Source organism: Chryseobacterium indologenes, assembly GCA_016025055.1.
In the GTDB taxonomy this organism is placed as follows: Bacteria; Bacteroidota; Bacteroidia; order Flavobacteriales; family Weeksellaceae; genus Chryseobacterium; species Chryseobacterium indologenes.
In genome coordinates this window covers 3,802,111-3,821,483 of the sequence record CP065590.1, presented here as the reverse complement: position 1 = coordinate 3,821,483, position 19,373 = coordinate 3,802,111, and the positions used below count along the sequence as shown (strand labels likewise).

Below are 19,373 nucleotides of genomic sequence, written 5' to 3'. Positions count from 1 at the left end.
TTATATTTTAAAAAAAGTCGTAATTACTAGCTCTTAACCCAGCTGAACTGGAACTGAAGATCCGGGGTAGAAACTCTGTCGGTAATCTTCTGAAGTCTTGCAGGAAGTTTCATTAAATATTCCTGAGCTTTTTCAGCTTTTTCAGTAAGACCTTTTACATGCTCAATTTTCCACTCATCCAACAGATCTTTCATGATATTGATATAATCCTGACCGGTATACACCATACATCTTTGGGCTGCGTCTGAAAAATGCCCCCAAAGTTCTCCTGCTTTCTGTCCGGACTGTCTCATCAGGTGAGCAGGCATAACGATTTTCTTACGCATCATGTCTTCAAATGCAAGAATCATTTCTGAAGGATCAATTTCTAGAATTTTAGCCACAAAATGCTTATAAGCTTTCGCGTGTCTTGCTTCATCAGCGGCAATTACCCCACACATTTTGGCTAATTTCCCATTTCCGGATTGCTTGGCCAGAGTTCCTACTCTTCTGTGAGAAATATTGGTAGCTGTTTCCTGGAAGCTGGTATAAATAAAGTTTCTGTACGGGTCCATACTGGTTCCAAGATCGAAACCATCGTTGATCAGGTACTGAGTGGTAATTTCAACTTCTCTCATGTTGACTCTTCCGCACAGATAAAGGTATTTGTTTAATAAATCCCCGTGTCTGTTTTCTTCAGCAGTCCATGCTCTTACCCAGTTGGCCCAGCCCAGTTTTTCTTCCTGATTGATTCCGTCAACTCCCATCAGCCAAGACTCATACGAAGGAAGTGCTTCTTCTGTAATACAGTCTCCGATCAGAGTTACGAAAAGATCGTAGGGCATTTCACGGGCAAAAGTCTGAATTTCTTCTAAGTCGTGTTTAAATTCATCGCTTGAAGGATCTGGTAAATAATCGGACGGCTGCCAGATCTTTTCGATTGGCGTTAAAAATTTTTCAAGAAAAGAACCTACTTCCTTTTCCAATAATCCCATTACTTCTTTCCTAACAAGCTTTTGATACATTTTACTATTCAGTTTTAATTAGCAAAGATATGATTTATTTATTATTTAACGCATAATAAAGTATGCAACTCATACCTTATCTGACATAAATCATAAAAAAATGCCGTTACATAAGTATAACGGCATTTTTTTATGATTATTATTGAATATTAGTCAACCAAAACGTTTCCTGTCATTGCATCCGGTATTTGTACACCCATTACTTTAAGGATGGTTGGTGCTACATCACCCAGTTTTCCAGGCTTCAGGTTCCAGGTATGATCTTTATCCATGACGATGAAAGGTACCAGGTTAGTAGAGTGCTGAGTATTCGGTGATCCGTCCGGATTAATCATGACGTCAGAATTTCCGTGGTCTGCAAGAATGAAGACAGCATATCCGTTTTCATACGCTGCTGTTGCCACTTTTTCGATGCACTGGTCTACGACTTCGGCGGCTTTCACGGCGGCTTCAAAAACTCCGGTATGACCTACCATATCGGTGTTGGCAAAATTTAAGCACACAAAATCTGCAGTTCCCTGTTCCAATTCGGGAACAATAGCACTGGTAATATCGTACGCTGACATTTCAGGTTTTAGATCATAGGTAGGAACATCTTTCGGGCTTGGGCAGAGCAATCTCTTTTCTCCGATAAATTCTTCTTCTCTTCCTCCTGAAAAGAAAAAGGTAACGTGAGGATATTTTTCGGTCTCAGCAATCCTGATCTGAGTTTTACCATTATTTTCGAGAACTTCCCCCATGGTTTCCGTGAGCACATTTTCATCAAAAACAACCTGAACGTTCTGGAATGTTTTATCATAATTGGTAAGCGTAATATAATACAGGTTGAGTTTACGCATCGCATAATCAGGAAAATCCTTCTGCGAAAGTACTTCTGTAATCTCCCTACCTCTGTCTGTACGGAAGTTGAAACAGATAACAACATCATTATCGATGATTTTAGCCACAGGTACAATATTTCCTGTGGCAGTGGTATTCACCAGGATAACAGGTTTAAGGAATTCGTCTGTAATATTGTCTTCATAGGAAGCTTTGATGGCACCCAGGGCATCTGTTGTTTGGAGGCCTACTCCTTCTACTAGGGCATCATAAGCCAATTTGACACGTTCCCATCTTTTGTCCCTGTCCATTGCGTAGTATCTACCTACGATCGTAGCCAATTTTCCGGTAGTGGCTTCCATGTGGTTCTGAAGTTCTTCAATGAAACCTAATCCGGAATGCGGATCGCAATCTCTGCCGTCTGTAAATGCGTGTACGAATACGTTTTCATTCAACCCGAATTCTTTGGCGGCAGTCAATAGACCTTTTAAGTGATTGATATGTGAGTGTACTCCTCCATTGGAAACCAATCCGATGAAGTGTACTTTTTTATTTTCTTTTTTAGCATATTCAAAAGCATCCTGAATTACTTTTTCCTGACCTAAAGTTCCATTTTCAACGGCCATGTTCAGTTTAACCAGGTTTTGGTAAACGACTCTTCCTGCTCCAAGGTTCATATGTCCTACTTCAGAATTCCCCATCTGGCCTTCCGGAAGCCCGACAGCCAGGCCGCTTGCTTCAAGCGTAGTGTGTGGAAATTGTTTGAAACAGCTATCTATAAATGGTGTATTTGCTTTGTCTATGGCAGAAACGTCCGGGTTTGTTCCTAATCCCCATCCGTCAAGGATTGCTAATATTGCTTTTTTCGACATTTTGTAAAACTTTTTGTTATACAAATTTATCGAATTTCCGATGAATAGAAGAATTGAATCCCTGAAATTTCTTCTGCCCGTATTTTCACAGTACAACAAAAATTGGTATTCCCTATTATAGCAATTACACAATTATTCCATAATTTTTATCAGGATTCTGTTTATTACTCAGCAAATCTTTTTAATTTTGCTGTATGGACTTACGAGATCAATTAAAGAATCTTTTTCCTGATCATGAGGAGCAGGATTTTGAAATGCCTGAGGAAGAATTCAAGCAGAAAGAGCCTTTGGTATGCAAATTTGAGAAAAAAGGCAGAAATGGCAAGCCAGTAACGATTGTTGAGGGCTGGGAAGGCAGTGAAGAGGACTTAAAAAAAATATCAAAGAAGATAAAAACCACCTTGGGAATAGGCGGTTCTGAAAAGGACGGAACGATTATCATCCAAGGAGATAACCGTGATAAAATAATGGCTATCCTTAATGATCTGGGGTATAAAACCAAACGGGTTGGCGGATAGATTTAGAAATAAATCCGGGTTTCCGGCAATAAGTTTTTTAATTTTTCAATTTTAGTTTTTTCTAAAGGATTTCCTGTAAGAATCAATGTTTTAAGATTTTTCAATTCTTTGATTTCTACAGGAATATCTTTTAAATGATTGTTAGCCAGGTTCATGCTGACTATATTTTTCAGTCCTTTTATTCCGGGAGAAATAATGGAGATATTATTTCCGCTGACGTTCAGAAATTCAAGATTCTGAGCTTTGAACAAATTTTCAGGAAGTTTTACAATAGCATTTTGCTGCAGCTCAAGGTATTTTAAATGTTGTGGAAAAGATAAATTCCCTAAATCATTGATCTGATTTTCAGAAAGATTTAAAAATTTAAGATTCGTGATCTTATGTACTTTATCTTTAATAAAACTGATTTGATTGCCCTGAAGATTTATTTCTTCTAACGTTGGAATCTCCATCAAGGCCTCAGGAAAAACATTGAGATTATTGGCATCCAGATGAATGACTTTCAAATGCTGCAATGTTGCAAGATTAGGATTAATGCTGGTAAGGCCATTGAGATTCATGGAGAATGTCGTCAGTTTCTGTAGCTGACTTATTTCATCAGGGATGTATTTAATGCTGTTTTCATTGACGTTTAAAATTTCCAGTTCTTTTAAAGCAAATATCTGCTGGTCCATTTTTTCAAGCTTGTTTCCCATAATATTCAAAAAGAATAAGGATTTCAGTTTTGAAATTCCGGGAGGCAGGTTGAATAATCCTTTTTCCCTGAAACTTATGCTGTAAACCGTTTGATCACTTTTTAAAGCATCTTCGATATTGGTATAGGTGGGATATTTCACAGGATCAATCTGAGCTTTTACCTGAGAAAGAAATAAGCAGGCAATGAATACTACAATTTTTTTCATAGATATAAAATGATTTCCGGCAACTTCGTTGCCGGAAATCATGCTTTATGGATTACTTTTTTAAAAGTTTAACTGTTTTTTGGAAACCTCCTTCTGCTTCGATATTTAAAATCAAAACTCTGGAAACTTCCAGCTCACTGGTAAAGTCAAGATCCAATGCTTTATTTGATCCGGCAAACTTTTTTCGTGTAGATGATTTTTCCGTCCATCGTATACGCGGTAACGGAAATATCCTTTAACCCTTTCGGAGAATTGATTTTCACTATCCCTGACGTTGGGTTGGGAGCTACTGTTACAGTATTTTCAGTCGTTTTATTTTCAATTGTTCCTAAAGAACCTTCTATTCCCAAGTTGTTTTTAAGTGCAATAACGATTGTTGCTGATTTTCCCCTATAATCTATGGTATTTCCTGTTGCATCAACATCTGTAGCAATCGTAGAGCTTGGATGCTGAATAGAGAAGAAACCAAATTTATGGTCAGGCGTAAATGTAAGTCCGGTAGGTTCTGCACCGGCCGGCATGGAAGCAAATAGTCTTACTTTAGGATTTGCCTGTGTATGATCGGGAGCGATTACCCAGATATAGTTTTTACCACCATCCTGAAGGACCCAAAGATTTCCAAGTTCGTCGAAAGTAAGATTATCGTTTCCGTCTCCCCAGGCCTCAGACTTCATTCCCTGAGCAGTATTGAAAGAATATACGGAAGAAGCTCCCCCAACAAATGTTTCAACCTGGGAAGCAGTAGTGCCGTTATCCTGTAAACGGTATACTCTGTCTAAACCTTTAGCTGTAAAGTAAATTTTTCCATCCAGAGGACTTATATCCACATCTTCTACTCCGTTAAATTTTGTACCTCCTACTGATAACGCCTGTGCTGCTGTATTGTTTTGATCTGCCTTATCCTTATTAGGGACCTGAACCCATGTAGCAGTAGTTCCTACCGGATCTCCAGCAGTGGTTAATCCCTGATCTAATTTCAAAACATAAAGATTACCCGAGGAAAGATCATTTGGAGTATCCATTACATATTTATATACCATATGGGTGCCTCCATCTTCCCCGTAATAAGCAACAGTTCCTGCAGGATTGATCACGACATTTTCATGATTCATGATCCCCATCTGCCAAAGCTTACCTTTTGTTCCGTTAGCATTTTTAGAAATAACCTGAGCCGTTGCAGGGTCTATTTCTACCAGCCATCCGTAATCTTTATAACCGTCACCATTCACATCATTGGAGGTCACAGATTCCTCTGCTGTCACGATGGTTCCCCAAGGCGTCACTCCACCCGAACAGTTCCTGATTGTTTGTACTAAACTTGGATCAGAAAAACTTACTGCTCTTGAACGCGTCAGTTGCCAAAGTTTTGTTGAAGCATTATAGTTGATTTCTGCCATGGTAACTCCTCCCGGATTTGTTTCATGGTTCACGGAAAGGTATCCGTTTGTACTGCTTCCTGTTTTGGCCACATAACCGGTGAAGTCATTCTGCCCTCCTACTAAACCTCCACCTTCTGTGTAATTATCACCTTCTTTTAAGATAAGCTGATATTTATGCTCAGCAGGAATAATCAGTTTGTTGGTTTGTGCTGTAGGAACAATTGAAGTGAAGCAGCTGATATGCGTACTGTTACAAGCTACCGGTGTTGTGGTATTGGGCGTTGTTTTCAGATAAGCATCGATTCTAAGGTCTGAACTCGTTGCACTTCTGTTATGCAGTTCCACAGAAATTCTGTTCACTCCGTTTACAAATTTTGATTTAGGAATAGAAAAGATATTGTATACATTCTCTGCTGCACCATCGATTATTGTACTGGAGAAAGTGTTGAATGTAATAGTGCCTGCAGGCATATTGTCACGTACTACTTCTTCCCCGTTAAGATACACGACAATGCCGTCATCTCTCATTACCCCAAGCTCCATGTTGTCTGAAAGTGTAGACAGATCTACACTAAAGTCTTTTGCAAAATAAGCTGTAGTAAGCCCTGTATTGATGGCTGTAGTAACAGGATCTCCGTACCCTAATGGCCCGTTGCCAGTTGCCCATGAAGACACATCATAGGTCTTATCTTTCCAGGCATCCGGTTGTGCCTGATTGTTGTCTTTGTAGCTCCAGGCGGCCCCTTTGTCAAAGATTAGGGTCTGGGCCTGAATGGTAGTCCCTGCAAATAAAGCCAGAGCACCAACTGTTAGTAGTTTTTTCTTCATTATACTTCGATTTATAATTCGTTGCAAAACTATTTTTTTAGCGCCCTTAGTCTGTTAATTGGAGTTTAAATATGGCTGGAAGAATATTAATTAATTTAAAACCTAATGTTAATGGGATTAATTTTTTGTTAAATAGCACAAATATGAATTTACTTTGCTTTACTCACATCCGTAAGCGCATTCAGAAAAGCTATAATCTGCTGAATCTCTGTTTGGGTAAGGTTAAGTTTATCCGGTGCCAGAGTCTGGTTCTTCATTTTCAGACCCAATCCTTCACCTCCGCCTTCATTATAAAAATCAAGGACCTCATCCAGGGTATTAAAAGCACCGTTATGAAAATAGGGTTTTGTAAGGGCAATATTTCTCACCGTTACAGTTTTGAAAGAATAATCATAGATCCAGGATTTTTCCTTTTTTACAGGACTGTTTCCTCTTCCCATATCTCCGTCAAGTTCAACAGGAAGCTGTTTGACAGGTTTTGTTGTAACGCCCAACACTTCTGATTCATTTTCATTAAAGAACGGTGGTACCAATCCTGAAAAATGAGGTGCAAAATGACAAGTGGCACATGCTGCTTTTCCCATAAATAGGTTGAACCCCTTTTTTACATCATCGGATACCTCTTTTTCATTTCTCATAAAACGGTCAAAATCACTGTTGAAGGAATATAATGAAGCAACATACGAACTTAAGGCTTTTGAAAAATTTTCTTTATTAATTTCTCCGTCTTTGAATGCCTTTCGGAATGCTTTTTTATATTCAGGTTTGGTTTTTAATTTTTGAATAATACTCCCGTAGCTGGTATTGAATTCTTCTTCATTGTAAATGACATGTTCAGCCTGCTGTTCCAGATAAAAAGCGCGAAGATCATAAAAAAATCTTTTGGCAAAAACCGCATTATAAAGGCTTGGCGAGTTGCGCAGAACATTTTTTCCTTCTACATTGCTTGGAGATTTTGCTTTAAGATCTGTAAAGGCGTTTTCGGGAAGATGACAGGTTGCACAACTCATTTTACCATTACCGCTTATATTCTGATCATAAAACAGAGACTTACCAAGCTGCCGAAGGTGAGCATTATCTTCCGATGATTTTAATATCGTATAAAAATACGGATCCAGAAAATCACTGCTGAAAAAGTCCTTATTTCCTACATTCCAGCCGGAGAATTCTTTCAGGTCGTCCGGCCGGCCATCCCAGCTACCTAATTCCTGATAGAGAGGTTGTATGTATTGTTTATAAAATTGAATTCTGTCAAAAGTTTCAAAATCTTTATTTTCTGCGAGATACATAATTGCATCCGACAAGGTTTGGTTTACTTTCCCGGTGTTATAGTTTTTAAAATAAGCATCATCATTGAGGTATTTTTGCATTCCTGAGAGCGCATGAGCGGTTTCTTCTGAAATGTTCAGTGATCCCGGAGTATCAAAACCTGTCACTCCCAGTGAATATATTCTGATAAGTTCAATACGCAACGGCAAGGTTTTATTGTTACCCTTACTTAAGCCATTTTTCATAGCACTTAGATAGAAACCGGAATAGCTGTTGTATAAAAAATCAGTAATGGTTTTCATCTTTTCTTTTTCATCATCCGCTTCCTCTGAAAAAATAAGTTCATCCAAAACCTGTAAACCTTCTGGAGGAAGTGTATAAGCTGATGTTCCTGCAGCTTCGATGTGGAATAAAGGGGCTGCATTAAGATGCGTCTTGGTAAATTCAGGATAATGGTAGGCAATATAAAATTCTATTTCCTTGAATGAATTTCTGGTACGACGAAATGATTTTTGTAGTTCTTCGAGAGAGATCCGGTCTTCAGAAAATTGATACACATCTGCTTTCAGTTGTTCAAGCTGTCCTTTAAAATCAGTTAAACCCTTGTTTATAAATGTAGTCTCCGTTTCTTTTCCGTGGTCAACAGGATTGAAAGACATTACTGCAAATCCTGTCAAAAGGATAACAACAAGCAGTGGATATGTTCTCATGAATTTTTAGCGGCAAAAGTATTAATCACATATTATGTGAACTTTAATAGCAGATTAAAAAATGTTTATGATTCAGGTAAAATATTTTTCACTAATTTTAAGCCCCGAAATCAAATTCATTATTCTTAAAAGATCGGTTTATTCCACCTACCGTTAAAATAATGAGGAAAGTTATTGGGAGAGGATATTTAACATTAAATTCAAAACATCAAAAAAACTAAAATAAAATTATGAAAACAAAACTATTGTTTGCATTAGCAGCAAGCTTCCTTTCTCTGACTGCATTTTCACAAAAGAAAAAAACTCAGGAAAAAACACAGACGAAGCCTGAGGAAATGGCCGTTTATGCGGAGAAAAAAGGCAACGATTATTATCTGGTGCGCCTTGAAAAGGATAAGAATGTTCCTAATGTGTATGTATACTCCAATGGAGAAACCAAACGTTATAAAAATTATACCGATCTTAAAGATGTTGTCATGGAGTTTCCGGGAATGTTGCAGGCTAACAATTCTACAAAAGAAGAGCTGATCTCTATTTTAAAAAAAGATAATCATTTCTACGAAATCACTTCCCAGAGAAAGGATCCTAAAAATTTTGAAAAAACAACCATTACAGTATATGAAATAATGGGCGGACAGAGAAGAATTGTTGAGGACTATGATTCTATCATCCAGGTAATGGCCTCGCCTTATAAAGAAGCTATTGTTATTAATTAAAAGAACAAAAAATATACATATTATGCTTAATAAACTTGCTGCCTCAGAACTCGTTCTGAATGAAGACGGAAGTGTATACCACCTGAACCTTTTACCTGAAGATATCGCCGACAAAATTATTCTTGTAGGGGATCCGGACAGAGTAGCAAAAGTTTCAACTTATTTTGATACAGTAGAGATCAAAAAAATAAAAGAGAATTCTATACCCATACAGGAACCCTTCGTGGAGAAAGAATTACGGTAATGTCGACAGGTATTGGTACCGAAAACATCGATATCGTAATGAACGAACTGGATGCTTTGGTGAATATCGACCTTAAGAACAAAGAATTCAAAACAGAACATAAAGCGCTTGAGCTATTCCGTATGGGAACTTGCGGAAGTGTAAACCCTGATGTGCAGGTAGACAATATGCTGGTTACACAAAATGTAGTAGGTTTAGACGGTTTGATGCATTTCTATCAGGATTATAACTTTGAGAATGAGTTCTCCAAAAGCTTTTTAGAGAGATTCCCGTACGAAAGAATCAAGCCTATGCTTTACTTCTCTGACTGGGCAGAGGAAATGGGTGAATATTATAAGGATGCCAAATACCACGGGAATACAGCGACATTCCCCGGATTCTACGCACCACAGGGGAGACAGCTTCGTCTGAAAGCAGTGGATGATCAATTCTTAGAAACATTAAATGATCTTGGAATTACCAATTTTGAAATGGAAACTTCTGCAATCTATGCTCTTTCAAAATTATTAGGGCATAAAGCAATCACGGTAAACAATGTTATTGCCAACAGAAGACGTGGAGAATTCTCCGCAGATCACCATGCGTCTGAAAAAAACCTGATTACCTGGGTACTTGACAGAATTATTAAGTAAGAAATTACTCCGTTTTTTATAAATGCAAGCTATTCTCACTGAGGATAGCTTTTTTATTGTATTGAACTAAAACCCTTCAAATATTCACCACACTTTAGGATATATTTGTGTGCCACGGTTCATTTTCTTATGAATTTTCAATCCGTACTTTGTGCTTTTTTTTAAATTAGCAAAAACTAAAAACCTAAAAACCAACATTAATATGAAAACGACCAAGCTTTCTGATTTATCTCTTGAGGAATTAGTTAAAGAAGAAAAAAAACGATCAAGTATACATATTTCCTATTGTGTTTTGATCGGATGTATGATCGGAACCTCCGTATATGCTACGGTAAAACATGGATTCACTTTTGTGAGTGTCTTGCCTTTGTTTTTTATTCCCATGAACTGGGCTATATGGAAGAGTAAAAAGGATGTTACAAAGGAAATTCAATCCCGTAAATCAAACTAAAACACCTGCTTTAATAAAAAAGGACTTCCAAAACCGGAAGTCCTTCACACCATATCAACTATAATAAAACTTATTATTCAAATTAAAACTCATTGATCATTATATAAAAATGGCCAGAGTATAAGCTTCCTGCACTTCCTGAAATATTGGTCAGATTAACCGTAATACCGGAAGTAGAGGTCATTCTTGGGTTGGAAATTGAAAACGTTGAATTGCCTGCAAAATCTCCTGCCGGAGAAACAACGACAACGGCTCTCGTGGAACCCGGTTTCGATGCTGCCGGAATAGGAATCTCCAAAGTGGCAGATTTTCCCGGAGGTATGTTGTTAAGAGACACATCCGGCCACACTTCAAAGCTAATCTGGTTCTTCTGTACGCTTCCTTTTTCTCCTAACTTGAACTGTCCGTTCACATCAAGTTTTGCAGAAATATTCGGAGCCCCCGTACCAATACCTACATTTGCATTATTATTCCCCAGCACAATGGTATTGGCCTGTGAGGTAGTTGCTCCATATCCTATCGCTGTTGAATATTGTCCTAAAGCATTAGCTCCAGAACCTACAGCTGTTGAATTTTCACTGTTGGTAACAGCATTATATCCTAAAGCGGTCTCGCTGTTTGTATTTGTTTTCGCGCCATACCCTGCTGCGATCGACTGAAAGCCTCCGGCAGAAGCCTGATTTCCAATGGCCGTGGATTCGTTTTTACTGGTTTGTGCGTTATATCCGATAGCAATGGATTTAAATGCACCGGCAGCTGATTTATTTCCGATTGCCAGGGCATCGTTAGCTGAAACTGACGCAGCACTCCCGATAGATACACCCTGAAATGCAGAACTTGAGCTTCCTATTGCAATTCCGTTTTGCCCTGCATTGGCTCCCAGCCCTAAACTCACAGAATTATCAACTCCAAGTCTTCCTGCTGTGGAAGCATTGACTTTAAAAATAAGATCATCCCGGGTTTTCGTTCCTAATGAAAGGTTCGTATCAGATCCTGAATAATTACCTGTATTTGTTCCGGTTGTATTCCAGCCTGTTCCACCATCACCTTTATTTGTCTCAGATGTACTGGTTGAGAATTTGTTCCATTTGGAACTGTACCAAAAATAGTATCCGGCTTCCTTTAAATTTCCGTTTCCATTGTTCCATACAATCAATCCGTCTGCAGGAGCAGGAACCGTAGTATTATCTGTAGATGATGCTAAAGCAACACTTGGCAAAAGAACTCCCTTACTTTTTGAAGCAATCTGAAGCATTGCAGATGGATCCGGATCAGGTAAACCAATCCCCACCTGAGCACAGACAAAAATATGTATCAGTAAAAAGAGAAGGCCAAGCTGAAGTTTATAATTTTTTTGCACCACTTATGTTTTTTGCGGATGCAAATATACAAAATATTTAATAAATACCTAATTAAATTACAAATATCATAATTAATCCACTCACTTGTGATTAATGAAATTTCTATTCACTAAATATTGAAAAATAATTAAATATCAACCACTTACAATACATCCACATCATACACACCATAGACACGTTGTTATCAGTTAAAAAAACACAATTATATCATTAATAAAAAACCACACATAAATTTAAACAAAATAAAATTTATCACAATCTCTTGAAACAACTTTCAATATGATCGTTGATCATACCCGTAGCCTGCATATGAGCATATACAACGGTTGATCCCATAAATTTGAATCCTCTCTTTTTCAGATCCTTGGCAATAAAATCAGATAAATCAGTGGTAGCAGGAATATCAGACAGAGTTTTTGGCTTTTGGTCTAAAGGTTTTCCGTTCACGAAACCCCAGATGTATTCTGAAAAGCTTCCGAATTCTTTCTGCACTTCCATAAACTTCTGGGCGTTGGTAACGGCGGACAATATTTTCAGCCGGTTTCTGATGATTCCGGCATCATTCATCAGTTCTTCTATTTTTTGACTATCGTAGACAGCAATTTTTTTATAATCAAAATGGTCAAATGCTTTCCTGAAATTATCTCTTTTAGACAGAATTGTATACCAGCTTAGTCCCGCCTGAAAGCTTTCAAGAATCAGAAATTCGAACAAAATACGGTCATTATATACAGGCGTACCCCACTCTTCATCATGATATTTTCTGTACAGATCATCTTTTTCGCACCATCCACAACGTTTTTTTTCCATAAATATTAATTGTTATAATAAATGAAGCATTGATTTAGAAAGTTATAACAAAATATTGTGAAAAGTTTAACAAAATGATTGAATTTTAGGAATGGTTATTGTTTAATCATTAGCACCAAACCAAATTTATAGTATTATGAACAATTCAGATTATAATAAAGCCGAAAATGCAGTAAAAAACGCAGAAAATTCTTTACAAAATGCTGCAGATAAAGCAAAATGGAAAATCAATGAATTGGCAGACAGAGCCAAAGATTATATTAATGAAAAGAGGGATAATGATCAGGAAGCTAATCAAGAAGACTGGCTAGACAGGGTAAAAGCTAATGTATCCGACGCCTGGGAAGACATCAAAGATAAAGCGGATGAAGCCTGGGAAAAAACTAAAGACGCAGCAGAGGATGTGAAAGCAGAATGGAACAAGAAAACCAATTAAAAATTCAGTCATATAAATATTTTCAAGAAAATGGAGTCTTATAATTGATAAGGCTCCATTTTTATTATGTCATAACCACAATTATTGCTACATTTGTACTATAATAAACATTAAAAAATTATGTCATACGGTTTACTTAAAGGCAAAAAGGGAATTATTTTTGGAGCCCTTAATGAACAATCTATCGCATGGAAAGTTGCTGAAAGATGCCATGAGGAAGGTGCAGAATTCATCTTATCCAATGCTCCTATTGCTTTGAGAATGGGAGAACTTAATGGTTTAGCTGAAAAAACAGGCTCTGAAGTGATAGGTGCTGATGCTACTTCTATCGAAGATCTTGAAAAACTTTTTGATGCTGCTGTTGCAAAATTCGGTAAAATTGACTTTATCCTTCATTCTATCGGAATGTCTATCAATGTAAGAAAAGGAAAACACTATACGGAAATGAACTACGACTGGTTGGAAAAAGGTTGGGATATCTCAGCAGTTTCTTTCCATAAAGTAATGCGTGTTGCCTGGGAAAAAGACTGTATGAATGAGTGGGGAAGCATCTTGGCTCTTACGTATATTGCAGCTCAGAGAACATTCCCTGATTATAATGATATGTCTGACAACAAAGCTTATCTGGAAAGTATTGCGAGAACTTTCGGAAATTATTGGGGAGAAAGAAAGGTACGTGTAAATACAGTTTCTCAGTCACCTACAATGACTACTGCAGGTAGCGGTGTGAAAGGTTTCGGAGGATTCTTAGGATATGCGGAAGATATGTCTCCACTAGGAAATGCTACTGCCCTTGAATGTGCAGATTACTGTGTCACTTTATTCTCTGATCTTACGAAAAAAGTAACCATGCAGAACCTTTTCCATGACGGAGGTTTCAGCAGCTCAGGAGTTACTCAGAAAGTAATCAGTAAATATGATGCTGAAAACTAATCTGTTCTCAAATCTGACGATACGATAATTCGTTTTTAGAATATATAAAAACCCATGAGATTATAATTTCATGGGTTTCTTTTTTGGGGTTGGGTAATCAGTATGACTATGATTCATATGAAAATCAACAATAAAATAATCAAATCGGCGGCCTCGAAGAGGCCGCCGATTCTTCTACAAAATAATATTAATATGAGATTATAAAACTACAGTCTGAATAGAATGGGCAGGTGCCTTTAATCTGGCAGCCATTCCTTCGATCCAGAGATTGGTTTCTATATCGTTGTCTGAATCATTCATGATCACGGTGACCAGTTGTCCGTTTTCATTCATAAATGCACTTGAGGTAAGTGCTGCTCTGTTGGAAGAGCTTCCTACCCTCTGAGCATTCGGCCTGATGTATTTTGAGACATGCCCGATATAATAGTACTCGTAGGTATACAATACTTCTCCTGTTTTGGTATTGGCAATGATCGGGGCAAAACAAAAGTTTCCTTTATGATTAGGGCCTCCTGTTTCATCTAACAGGATATTCCAGTCGGTCCACATGGCATTTCCTTTGTTGAAATCGTTCAGCATATTTTTTCCGTACAGCTCACCAAGGCTTACATCCTCAATTTTATCCATAGTAAACTGTTCCTTGCAGCCTTCTGTAAAAGCCAGAAACTTGTCCGGGAAAGCTCTGTGCGTTTCCGCCAGATTATCAAAAAGCTGAGTTTTGTTGTTCCAGGTTTCGTACCAGTGGTATCCTATTCCATGGGCATATTTTGATGTTTCAGGATCGCTTAAGGTTGTTGTTGCTCTTTGATAGATTAAATCTCTGTTGTGATCCCAGATCATCACTTTTTTATCTTTATATCCATTTTTCCAAAGCGTTGGTCCGAGATTGTTTTTCAGGAAATCACCCTCTTCTTCTGCTGTATAGATACAGGACTCCCAGCTTTGGGTGGCCATGGGTTCATTTTGAACCGTTAATCCCCAGATATTAATCCCTCTTTTTTCATATTCTTTAATGAATTTAATATAATAATCCGCCCAGGTCTGGTAATATTGGTTTTCCAGTCTTCCTCCTTTATAGAGACTTTTATTCGACTTCATCCAGGCCGGAGGGCTCCAGGGCGAAAAATAAAAGGTAAAATTATTACCGATGGCTTTCTGAGCTTCCTTGATCATCGGTATTTTATACTTTTCATCGTGCGCAAGGTTAAAAGACTTCAGAGAAGTATCATTGTCTTCTACATAGGTATAAGAGTCACTGGAAAAGTCGCAGGAATTCATATTGGTACGAACAACAGTGTAGCCCAGACCGTTTTTCCCATAATAAGCATCCAGAATTTCTTTTTGTTTATTCTTGGGCATTTTGTAAAAAGTTTCGGCTGAAGCATCTGTAATAGCTCCCCCGACTCCGATTAACTTTTGATATTTAAATTTGGGTGCTACAAAAATGCAGGCCTCTGTTTCTTTAGGCTGCCCGAATGGTTCAAATTTCACTATACCCTTATCCGCCATTTTCTCATTTGCCTTGGAATTGGTAAGGATTACTTTAGCTGTTTTTCCTGCATTTTTCTTCCAATAATTCTGAGCATTGGCATTGAAAACAATACCTACTACAAAACAACTTACAATTAGTTTTCTCATGATTTTTTTATTTTTGGACAAGCTTGTCTCCTTTTTCATTATTTATTTTGATAGACCCTTACGTAGTCTATATAATACTTTTGTGGAAAGATAGTTTCGTCTATCCCTTCTTTTCCGCCCCAGAAGCCGCCGACAGCAAGGTTTAAGATGATAAAATACGGCCGGTCAAACGGCCATGATTCGCCGGTTTTTTCTTTATTTTCATAAGTGAAAAATTTTTTATCATCAATATAGACATCAATTTTCTCAGGTGTCCATGAAGCTTTGTATACATGGAACTTTTCGCTGGCATCTTTTACAAAAAGGGTGTCTGTTTTCTGGGTTCCCTGAATATGGTTATATTTTTTGGTATGAACCGATGCATGGATATACCCCGGATGATAACCCACATGTTCCATAATATCAAGCTCACCGTCATCCGGCCATTTCTTCATATTTTCACTCATCATCCATATCGCCGGCCAGGTTCCGCGACCTTTTGGCAACTTTGCCCGGACCTCAACAGTTCCGTACTGAAAAGAGAATTTTCCTTTGGTTAAAAGCCTTGCAGAAGTGTATTTATTATGCTCCCAATTTTCTTTTCTGGCTTCAATCACCAGATTCCCTTTCTCCATTCTGGCATTTTCGGGTCTGTTTTTGGTATAAAACTGGGCTTCTTCATTTCCAAAACCTCCTCCTCCGACATCATAATTCCATTTTGACGAATCAGGCAGTCCTTTTCCGTTAAACTCATCACTCCAGATCAGTTTTCTGCCGGAATCAACTTTAGCTGATGTACAATCGGTAAACGATAACAGTACTATTGAGGCTGCAAAAAGCTGAATGATAGTGTCGGGTCTGAATTTCATGCGATGTTAATTTCTGTTTGATTAAAAAATATAAGTTGCCGTCGATTTTCCTGAAATTGTTACAGCTGCGTATTTCCCGGCAAATTTAATATTAAAATGCTCATCATCCTCGGCCTCATTCTGAACAATGACCACTATTTTCCCAGATTGAGTCATAAAAGCAGCCGTTGAAAGATTTTTTGTCTGTGAAGAAGCAATTCTCCTGGAGCCGGGAGGAACAAATTTAGAGGCATGAGCAATAATATAATAGGCAACATTTCTTGTAAAATTTTCACTATCGGAGACCGTGATTGCGCCCTTACATTCTGTACAGCCACCCTCGGTGTGGGGGCCATATTGAGGATCATTGGCAAGGTTCCATTCCAGGGCGGTTTTGCTCCAGTTTCTCATAGAACCGATGATGACGTTTTTAGTATGCCAGTTGAGGTCATCGTTAAAATTTCCTTTGGAACCTGTCCATTGTTCGGTAAAGTACAGATTTTTATCAGGAAAAGCATTGTGAACTGTTGTTAATGCAGAAATTTCCCCTTCGTAAAGATGAAAAGCTGATCCATCGATATATTGGTACGCCTCCGGATCTTTTAACATATCAATAGTATATTCCGGTTTGTTACAATTGTGATCGTAGATTACAATTTTTGTAGTGATCCCGTTTGTTTTAAAAACCGGTCCTAAATGATTTTTAATAAAATCTCCCTGTTGGGCAGACGGCATATATAAGCTCGGATTATTTCCGGGATGCAAAGGTTCGTTCTGAGGAGTGATGGCATCAATCTTTATCCCTCCTTTTTTCATTTCCTGAATATATTTCACAAAGTAATTGGCATATGCTCTGTAAAATTCGGGTTTCAGACTTCCTCCTTTTGTTTTTCCGTTATCTTTCATCCAGACCGGTGGCGACCACGGTGCAGCAATGATTTTAATATCGGGGTTAATGGTTAAAATTTCTTTCAGCATCGCCATCAGATTTTTATCCCTGGTAAGGCTGAATTTTGAAAGCTCCACATCAATCTGCCCTGAAGGCAGGTCATCATATGAAAATACTTCACTGTCAAGATCTGAAGCGCCTATGCTCAACCGCAAATAGCTGACTGAAATTGAATTTTCATCTTTCCCGAAAAGTTCGTTAAGCAAAGCTTTCCTTTTAGCAGGAGACAGGCGATTGATCACGTCCACACTTCCACCTGTCAATGTATATCCGAAGCCATCAATATATTGAAACTTCTGATCTGCATCAATTTCAATATTCTGAAAGGTATCGGATGTATTTCCAAATCTGATGGGAGTCTGTCGCTGCAATTTTACGCTTTCATCTCCTTTTGTAAGCCAATACTGAATTTCATTTCCTTTGTTATGAGCCAAGGAAGTACACGATAAAGGAAAAAGTACCACACCGCAAAGCAGTGCAGTACCTTTAAAGAAACTATATAAGTTGTGAAACTTCATGGTTAGTAGCCAGGATTTTGTTTTAAAGAGGTATTCGGCAATTCATTAAACGGAATCGGTAAAATTTCGTTTTTGCCACTTTTAAATCCTTTAAAGGCCAGTTTGGAAGGTGCATCTCCCCATCGTACAAGGTCGAACCAGCGGTGTCCTTCCCCTGCAAGTTCTCTTCGCCTTTCATCTTTAATAGCCTGTAGTGAAACAGGTACTGAGGCAAGACCTACTCTGGCTCTTACTGCATCCAGCAAAGCCTGAGCTCTTCCTCCGGCGGCTCCCAATGCTTCTGCTTCCATCAGATAAGTATCGGCTAAACGTATCGCAATGTAGTTTTGTCTGAAGTTAAGTTCTGCCGGTCCGGGAAGTGAGCTTTTTAATGCATTGGTAGGTAAATATTTATTCAGAAAATAACCGGTATCTGCAAAGGCCGGGCTGTAAGAAGCTTTCCCGTCAGCAACCAATTGTTTAGCATTGAAAACTGTTACATTTAACCTTGGATCTCCCTGCATAAAGGTAACGTAATCATCCGTCACCGTGTTGAAGGCCCATCCTGAAAAGATATCCGGAGCATCATTATTTGGAATATTTTTTAAAGAATAAGAACGCGGGCATACCATTACATTGATAGAATTACCTTCATCTTTACCCTGTCCCCAGAACCCCCAATCTGAGTTTCCTTTGTTGGTATGCATTACTTCAAGAATAGATTCTGTTGAAAATTTATAAGGATCGGAGGTTTCCGGCCCTACTTTAAACAGGTCTGCATAGTTGGCCACCAGTTTATATCCGTACTGGCTGGTTCCGCCGGGTGTGCCATTCACTTCTGCGAACTGGGCTGCGGCTTCAGGCATCTTTTTATCATAAAGATATATTTTCCCTAATATGGCTCTTGCTGTTCCTTGGGTGATTCTACCTTTATCATTACCACTGGCCGTCATCATCAGGTCCGGAATAGCTGCGTTGATATCGTTTTCTATCTGTGCATACACGTCACTTGGTTTGGCCTGCGGAATATGCCAGTAATCATCGTTGAACTTCAATGTCTTTAGAATTATCGGGATATTACCAAACATTCTTACCAATTCGAAATAGTATAAAGACCGGAGAACTTTCGCCTCGGCAATATATCTCTTTTTAAGATCATCGCTCATAGAAGCGCCCGGGACTCTTTCTATTAAAAGATTAGCACGTGCTACTCCCTGATAAAAATCTTTCCAGTAACTCGCAGGCATGGTATTGGGGTTGATCATATAATTATTTATTCCCTGAATACCGGCTCCATCACTGGAACTTCCCCCACCGGAATAAAAATCATCGGACCCTGCATTAAAAAAAGTAACGGTGTTCTCAAATCCTCCTGAATATTTTCTCAAAATATCATACACGGAAACCAGTGCACTAAAAGATTGCTGCTCATTCTGAAAGTACAAATCAGTATTAAAAGCTCCTGAATTCTGTACATCATCCAGGTATGAATCACTGCAGGCGATATTACTAAAGCTTAAACCTGTTAAAAAAGTAATAGCCAGTCCTTTATATATAAAATTCTTATTTTTCATGTAA

15 protein-coding genes and 2 pseudogenes are annotated in these 19,373 nt (G+C 38.2%); 6 read left to right on the top strand and 11 right to left on the bottom strand.

The features are described from left to right. Nucleotides 1-26 precede the first annotated feature (26 nt). Together H3Z85_17550 and H3Z85_17545 are read right to left on the bottom strand one after the other, a co-directional pair. On the bottom strand, nucleotides 27-1,004 hold the full coding sequence (locus H3Z85_17550) for an acyl-ACP desaturase (GenBank protein ID QPQ51129.1): 978 nt from the start codon (nucleotides 1,002-1,004) through the stop codon (nucleotides 27-29). Nucleotides 1,005-1,153: 149 nt separating this feature from the next. Beyond that, nucleotides 1,154-2,695: a 2,3-bisphosphoglycerate-independent phosphoglycerate mutase gene (locus tag H3Z85_17545; protein ID QPQ51128.1), complete on the bottom strand. Its 1,542-nt coding sequence runs from the start codon at nucleotides 2,693-2,695 to the stop codon at nucleotides 1,154-1,156. A gap of 194 nt (nucleotides 2,696-2,889) precedes the next feature. Here H3Z85_17545 and H3Z85_17540 point away from each other — a divergent pair, with 194 nt between their 5' ends. Further along, a complete protein-coding gene (locus H3Z85_17540) occupies nucleotides 2,890-3,213 on the top strand; it encodes a translation initiation factor (protein ID QPQ51127.1) in 324 nt (107 codons plus the stop codon). A 2-nt stretch (nucleotides 3,214-3,215) separates the two neighbouring features. Here the strand turns inward: H3Z85_17540 and H3Z85_17535 are convergent, their stop codons facing one another. The 3 genes and pseudogenes from H3Z85_17535 to H3Z85_17525 form a co-directional block, all read right to left on the bottom strand. Next, nucleotides 3,216-4,115, bottom strand: a complete 900-nt coding sequence (locus H3Z85_17535) for a leucine-rich repeat domain-containing protein (GenBank protein ID QPQ53934.1) — start codon at nucleotides 4,113-4,115, stop codon at nucleotides 3,216-3,218. A 52-nt stretch (nucleotides 4,116-4,167) separates the two neighbouring features. Beyond that, nucleotides 4,168-6,322 (bottom strand): annotated as a pseudogene (locus tag H3Z85_17530) (DUF839 domain-containing protein). A 149-nt stretch (nucleotides 6,323-6,471) separates the two neighbouring features. Next, complete coding sequence (locus H3Z85_17525; GenBank protein ID QPQ51126.1) at nucleotides 6,472-8,301, bottom strand: cytochrome-c peroxidase; 1,830 nt, start codon at nucleotides 8,299-8,301, stop codon at nucleotides 6,472-6,474. Nucleotides 8,302-8,531: 230 nt separating this feature from the next. Here H3Z85_17525 and H3Z85_17520 point away from each other — a divergent pair, with 230 nt between their 5' ends. The 3 genes and pseudogenes from H3Z85_17520 (at nucleotide 8,532) to H3Z85_17510 (ending at nucleotide 10,344) form a co-directional block, all read left to right on the top strand. Beyond that, entirely contained in the window at nucleotides 8,532-9,017 is a 486-nt protein-coding gene (locus H3Z85_17520; protein ID QPQ51125.1) for a hypothetical protein, read from the top strand. A 22-nt stretch (nucleotides 9,018-9,039) separates the two neighbouring features. Continuing rightward, nucleotides 9,040-9,893 (top strand): annotated as a pseudogene (locus H3Z85_17515) (nucleoside phosphorylase). 202 nt (nucleotides 9,894-10,095) lie between these two features. Then, nucleotides 10,096-10,344, top strand: a complete 249-nt coding sequence (locus H3Z85_17510; GenBank protein ID QPQ51124.1) for a hypothetical protein — start codon at nucleotides 10,096-10,098, stop codon at nucleotides 10,342-10,344. Nucleotides 10,345-10,426: 82 nt separating this feature from the next. Here H3Z85_17510 and H3Z85_17505 read toward each other — a convergent pair whose 3' ends face one another. Together H3Z85_17505 and H3Z85_17500 are read right to left on the bottom strand one after the other, a co-directional pair. After that, nucleotides 10,427-11,704 carry a hypothetical protein gene (locus tag H3Z85_17505; protein QPQ51123.1) on the bottom strand — a complete coding sequence of 426 codons (1,278 nt, stop codon included), beginning with the start codon at nucleotides 11,702-11,704 and terminating at the stop codon, nucleotides 10,427-10,429. Between the two features lie 253 nt (nucleotides 11,705-11,957). After that, complete coding sequence (locus H3Z85_17500; GenBank protein QPQ51122.1) at nucleotides 11,958-12,515, bottom strand: DNA-3-methyladenine glycosylase I; 558 nt, start codon at nucleotides 12,513-12,515, stop codon at nucleotides 11,958-11,960. Between the two features lie 136 nt (nucleotides 12,516-12,651). Here H3Z85_17500 and H3Z85_17495 point away from each other — a divergent pair, with 136 nt between their 5' ends. Continuing rightward, complete coding sequence (locus H3Z85_17495; protein ID QPQ51121.1) at nucleotides 12,652-12,951, top strand: hypothetical protein; 300 nt, start codon at nucleotides 12,652-12,654, stop codon at nucleotides 12,949-12,951. 120 nt (nucleotides 12,952-13,071) lie between these two features. Next, a complete protein-coding gene (locus H3Z85_17490) occupies nucleotides 13,072-13,884 on the top strand; it encodes an SDR family oxidoreductase (protein QPQ51120.1) in 813 nt (270 codons plus the stop codon). Between the two features lie 198 nt (nucleotides 13,885-14,082). Here the strand turns inward: H3Z85_17490 and H3Z85_17485 are convergent, their stop codons facing one another. From H3Z85_17485 to H3Z85_17470, 4 genes are read right to left on the bottom strand one after another with little or no spacing between them, the layout of a single operon-like run. Then, nucleotides 14,083-15,522 carry a glycoside hydrolase family 30 protein gene (locus H3Z85_17485; protein ID QPQ51119.1) on the bottom strand — a complete coding sequence of 480 codons (1,440 nt, stop codon included), beginning with the start codon at nucleotides 15,520-15,522 and terminating at the stop codon, nucleotides 14,083-14,085. Between the two features lie 38 nt (nucleotides 15,523-15,560). Further along, nucleotides 15,561-16,370, bottom strand: a complete 810-nt coding sequence (locus tag H3Z85_17480) for a glycoside hydrolase family 16 protein (protein ID QPQ51118.1) — start codon at nucleotides 16,368-16,370, stop codon at nucleotides 15,561-15,563. Nucleotides 16,371-16,391: 21 nt separating this feature from the next. Then, nucleotides 16,392-17,816, bottom strand: coding sequence for a glucosylceramidase (locus H3Z85_17475; GenBank protein QPQ51117.1), 1,425 nt, complete (start codon nucleotides 17,814-17,816; stop codon nucleotides 16,392-16,394). Between the two features lie 2 nt (nucleotides 17,817-17,818). Next, on the bottom strand, nucleotides 17,819-19,369 hold the full coding sequence (locus H3Z85_17470; protein ID QPQ51116.1) for a RagB/SusD family nutrient uptake outer membrane protein: 1,551 nt from the start codon (nucleotides 19,367-19,369) through the stop codon (nucleotides 17,819-17,821). Nucleotides 19,370-19,373: the final 4 nt, after the last annotated feature.